The 4229-nt window shown below is 71.4% G+C and carries 5 protein-coding genes; 3 read left to right on the forward strand and 2 right to left on the reverse strand.

Annotation, left to right across the window (positions count from 1 at the left end; genetic code table 11):
* Positions 1-223, reverse strand: a 223-nt coding sequence (locus G6017_RS12685; RefSeq protein WP_182617675.1) for an FAD-dependent oxidoreductase, incomplete at its 3' end; no start/stop codon positions are given.
* Entirely contained in the window at positions 220-801 is a 582-nt protein-coding gene (locus tag G6017_RS12690; RefSeq protein ID WP_182609682.1) for a hypothetical protein, read from the reverse strand. The genes G6017_RS12685 and G6017_RS12690, both read right to left, overlap by 4 nt.
* Before the next feature lie 145 nt (positions 802-946).
* On the opposite strand from G6017_RS12690, the gene serA reads away from it, so the two are divergent.
* The 3 genes from serA to G6017_RS12705 all read left to right on the forward strand — a co-directional run.
* Entirely contained in the window at positions 947-2539 is a 1593-nt protein-coding gene (gene serA, locus G6017_RS12695; protein WP_179525514.1) for a phosphoglycerate dehydrogenase, read from the forward strand.
* A 16-nt stretch (positions 2540-2555) separates the two neighbouring features.
* Complete coding sequence (locus tag G6017_RS12700; RefSeq protein ID WP_182617677.1) at positions 2556-3575, forward strand: 3-isopropylmalate dehydrogenase; 1020 nt, start codon at positions 2556-2558, stop codon at positions 3573-3575.
* 84 nt (positions 3576-3659) lie between these two features.
* A partial coding sequence (locus G6017_RS12705) for a cyclic nucleotide-binding domain-containing protein (protein WP_182617679.1) occupies positions 3660-4229 on the forward strand: 570 nt, incomplete at its 3' end.

The raw sequence follows: 4229 nt of genomic DNA on the forward strand, positions 1-4229 counted from the left end.
CCATCGGGTGGACCGCCGAACACGGGTCGACGACGAGGTCCGCGCCGAGATCACCCGGCATGCCGTCCATGGGCAGGGTGCGGCACCCGCCCCCGATGGTGTCCTCGGCCTCGAGAACCACGACGCGACGGCCCGCGCGGGCGCACAGGAGTGCCGCGGCGAGGCCGTTCGGCCCCGACCCCACCACCACCACGTCGGCCCGCACCGGCGCGGAGGACCTCACTCGAACACCGCCAGGCCGTAGGTCCGGCGCAGTTCCTCCAACACCTTCTCCTGGGCCACGGCCTGCTCCGCCAGATCCAGGAGGACGCGTCGGGTGCCGGGTCCGCCCACCTCGTCGTCGTCGCCCCGTGAGGGCTGGTCGGCGACCCACGAGTCCGCGAGCAGTTCCCACATGGAGCGCTTGGCCACCACGAGGGTGCGTAGCGCCTCCAGCAGCGCGAGCCGCGCCAGCGGATCGCTCAGCACCGGCCCCACCGGAAGCACGGAGAACGAGAGACCGGTCGACAGTCGCAGCAGTCGCCGGCCCGGGGTCCCGATGGGGGTCAGCCGGGCCAGCAGCGCGGCGGCGGTGTCGATCTCCTGCTCGAACTGGGCGCGCAGGGGCTCCAGGCGGGTCTTATCGGTCTCGTCGACGGCGCGGATGCAGTGGTCCAGGAGGCTGCGACCCACCGCCGCCCCGTAGAGGTGTGCCCGGAGATAGGAGGCGACCGCGGTCGAGCCGCGCGCGGGGGCGAGGACGGGCATCCAGGGGCTGGGCAGGCGGACCGGGAAACCGGTCGACCGGGGCGGGCGCAACATAGGTGATCCGTTCGTCGGACGTCGGTCGGGGCCTGCGGTGACATCAGCCACGGTAGGCGTCCCGGGCCACCCCGGCCACTGGTCCTCGGCGGTGTGCGGTGGCCTAGACTGGGTGTGCCCAAATTGACACCGAGGAGATCCCACTGTGACAGCATCCGGACGTCCCGTCGTCCTCATCGCCGACAAGCTCGCCCAGTCGACCGTCGACGCGCTCGGCGACGCCGTGGAGGTCCGCTGGGTCGACGGCCCGGATCGTCCCAAGCTCCTCGAGGCCGTCGCCGATGCGGACGCGATCCTCGTCCGCTCCGCCACGACCGTCGACGCCGAGGTGATGGCCGCCGCCCCGAAGCTCAAGATCATCGGTCGCGCGGGTGTCGGCCTCGACAACGTGGAGATCCCCGCGGCGACCGAGCGCGGCGTCATGGTGGTCAACGCGCCCACCTCCAACATCCACTCGGCCGCCGAGCACGCCGTCGCCCTGCTCATGGCCGCCTGCCGCCAGATCCCGGCCGCCGACCGCACCCTGCGCGAGCACACCTGGAAGCGCAGCTCCTTCAACGGCGTCGAGTTGCTCGGGAAGACCGTCGGCGTGGTGGGCCTGGGTCGGATCGGTCAGCTCGTGGCACAACGTCTGGCGGCGTTCGAGACGAACCTCATCGCCTACGACCCCTACCTGCCCGCCGCCCGCGCGGCCCAGCTCGGGATCGAGCTCGTGGACATCGATGAGCTGGTCTCCCGCGCGGACATCATCACGATGCACCTGCCCAAGACCAAGGAGACGGCCGGCCTGCTCGACGCCGAGCGGTTGGCCCGGGCCAAGGACGGCGTCGTGATCGTCAACGCCGCCCGCGGCGGACTCATCGTCGAGGACGCGCTCGTCGAGGCCCTGAGGTCCGGCAAGGTGCGGTCCGCCGCCCTGGACGTGTTCGACACCGAGCCCTGCACCGACTCGCCGCTGTTCGACCTCGAGAACACCGTCGTCACGCCGCACCTGGGTGCCTCCACGAGCGAGGCGCAGGACCGGGCCGGCACCGACGTCGCGCGCAGCGTGCTGCTCGCCCTGCGCGGGGAGTTCGTCCCCGACGCCGTCAACGTCACCGGCGGCCCGGTCGGCGACGAGGTCGCACCGTGGCTCGACCTCGTCCGGAAGCTCGGACTCATCGCCGGTCACCTGTGCCCGGGTGTGCCCACCACCGTGACCGTCGAGGTCGCGGGCGAACTGGCCGCCGAGCAGGTGGACGTGCTGGGTCTGGCCGCCCTGCGCGGGATGTTCTCCGCCATCACCGACGAGCCCGCCACCTTCGTCAACGTCGGCCAGATGGCCGAGCAGCGCGGTGTCACGCACTCGGTCGAGACCCGCAGCGAGTCGAAGTCCTACCGCAGTACGGTCACCGTCACCGCGGTGGCTGCGGACGGCGCGTCGGCCCATGTCACCGGCACGCTGGCCGGTCTGGACCAGGTGCAGAAGATCGTCCGGATCAACGAGCGCGGCTTCGACATGCGTGCCGAGGGTCAGAACCTGTTCGTCCACTACTCCGACCGCCCGGGCGTGCTCGGAAAGGTGGGCTCCATCCTCGGCGGGGAGGGCATCGACATCCAGGCCGCCGCGCTCAGCCAGGACGTCACCGGTGAAGGTGCCTCGCTGATCCTGCGGGTCGATCGTGCGGTCGCCGAACCGACCGTCGACCGGATCGTCTCCGAGCTCGACGCCACGGCGACCCAGATCTCCCTGGTCTGAGCGGGGGTCGGACATCATGAAGCTCGCAGTCATCCCCGGGGACGGGATCGGTGTCGAGGTGACGGCCGAGGCGATCCGGGTCCTGGACGCGCTCGTCCCGGGGGTCGAGAAGACCGAGTACGACCTGGGCGCGCGCCGGTATCTCCGCAACGGGGAGACCCTGACCGAGGCGGACATCGAGAGCCTCAAGGGTCACGATGCGATCCTGCTCGGGGCCATCGGCGATCCGCGATCGGTGCCCGCCGGGGTGCTCGAACGCGGGATGCTGCTCCCACTGCGGTTCGCGCTCGACCACCACGTCAACCTCCGCCCGTCGCGGCTGTACCCCGGTTCGGGGACCCCGCTCAGGGACCCGGGTGAGATCGACTTCGTCGTGGTGCGCGAGGGGACCGAGGGGCTCTACACCGGCAACGGTGGGGCGATCCGCGTGGGGACACCCCACGAGATCGGCACCGAGACCTCCGTCAACACCCGTTTCGGCGTCGAGCGCGTGGTGCGCGACGCGTTCGGCCGGGCGCGGTCCCGCCGAGGGAAGCTGACGCTCGTCCACAAGACCAATGTGCTGGTCAACGCGGGTGGGCTCTGGCAGCGCACCGTCGACGAGGTGGCCCCGGAGTTCCCGGACGTCGCGGTCGACTACTGCCACATCGACGCCGCGACGATCTACATGGTCACCGAACCCTCGCGCTTCGACGTGATCGTCACCGACAACCTGTTCGGCGACATCATCACCGATCTCGCCGCCGCCGTCACCGGGGGCATCGGCACCGCCGCGTCGGGGAACATCGACGCCTCGGGAACCAACCCGTCCATGTTCGAACCGGTGCACGGTTCCGCCCCGGACATCGCAGGGCAGGGCAAGGCCGACCCCACCGCGGCCATCCTGTCGGTGGCGCTGATGTTGAGGCACCTGGGCAGGGTCGCCGAGGCCGAGCGCGTGGAGGCCGCGGTCGAGGCGGACCTCGGGTCGCGTGGAGACCGTCCCGTGGTGACCTCCGAGGTCGGCGACCGGATCGTGTCGGCGGTCAGCGACTAGGAACCGGGCACCACCCCGCGGCCCGCGGGTGTGAATCGCGTGAAGCGGATCACACCGCGGGCCGTCGGCGTACAGAGTGGACCCATGGACGTCGAACTCGCCGAGGTGAGGGATTTCCTCGCCCGCTGCGCCCCCTTCGACGAGCTGCCCGGTGACCAGCTCGACCGGATCCCCGCGCGGCTCTCACAGCGGTACCACCGCCGGGGAACGGTGATCCTCGACGCCGGTGCCCGGAACGACACCCTGCACATCATCCGGTCGGGTGCCGTGGAGGTGTGCGACCCGGACGGCGTTCTGCTCGACGCCCGGGGCGAGGGAGACTGCTTCGGCTACTCGTCCCTGTCCCACAGCGGGCCCTCGCGCTACCGGATCGTGGCGGTGGCCGACACCCTGCTGCTCGAGATGCCGGCCGGGGTCCTGGACGACCTGGCCACCGAGCACCCTCATCTGCGGCGGTTCTTCGGCGAACGGAGCGACCGGATCCGCCAGGACCTCGCCTCGGCGCGGCTCGAGGCCGCGGGCGGGGACGCGCTGGGCACGCCGGTCGGGGAGTTGCTCGCCCGCGACGCGGTGACCACCGGCCCCGACACCACGATCCGCGACGCCGCGAGCCTGATGACCGAACGCCGCGTATCCGCGCTGCTCGTGGTGGAA

Source organism: Dietzia sp. B44 (assembly GCF_014145245.1).
Classification (GTDB): domain Bacteria; phylum Actinomycetota; class Actinomycetes; order Mycobacteriales; family Mycobacteriaceae; genus Dietzia; species Dietzia natronolimnaea.